The sequence below is a fragment of the Lentzea albidocapillata genome (genome assembly GCF_000719115.1).
GTDB lineage: Bacteria > Actinomycetota > Actinomycetes > Mycobacteriales > Pseudonocardiaceae > Lentzea > Lentzea albidocapillata.
The window spans coordinates 1-567 of record NZ_JOEA01000069.1 but is presented as its reverse complement, the minus strand read 5'-3'; the positions used below and the strand labels follow the sequence as shown (position 1 = coordinate 567).

At 67.4% G+C, this 567-nt stretch carries 1 protein-coding gene; it reads right to left on the bottom strand.

From position 1 onward, the window contains the following. Positions 1-567: thiamine ABC transporter substrate-binding protein (locus IG04_RS0141815; RefSeq protein ID WP_030482292.1), on the bottom strand; the 567-nt coding region annotated here is incomplete at both ends.

Here is a 567-nt window from a genome sequence, read left to right as displayed (position 1 = left end):
GGCTGGACGCGTACGAAACAACGAGGGGCCGGTCGCCGCCGGCCTTCTTGCCGCCGGCCGAGCCCGAGAACTCCTCGTTGTACGCCTGCTCCCAGCCTTCGACGACCTTCACGCCGTTGGCCTTGAGCTTCTTCCAGTAGTCCTGCCAGCCCTCGTCGCCGAACTCGGCAGCCGTCCCGAGCAGGAAGCCGAGCCCCGGCGAGGACGTGGCGACGTTCTCGGTGACCAGGAGGTTCTTGTACTTCGGGTCGGCCAGGTCCTCGAAGGTGCGCGGCGGGTCGAGCTTCTTGTCGGCGAAGTAGCTCTTGTCGTAGTTGACGCAGATGTCGCCGGTGTCGACGGGCGTGACCCGGTGCTTCTCCGCGTCGAGCTGGTACTCCGCCGGGACGCGGTCCAGCCCCTTCGCCTCGTACGGGGCGAAGACGCCGTTGTCGACGGCGCGGGAGAGCAGCGTGTTGTCCACGCCGAACAGGACGTCGCCTTGCGGGTTACCCTTGGAGAGGACGGCCTGGTTGACCGCCTGCCCGGCGTCGCCGCTCTTCAGCACCTTGACGGTGTAACCGGTCT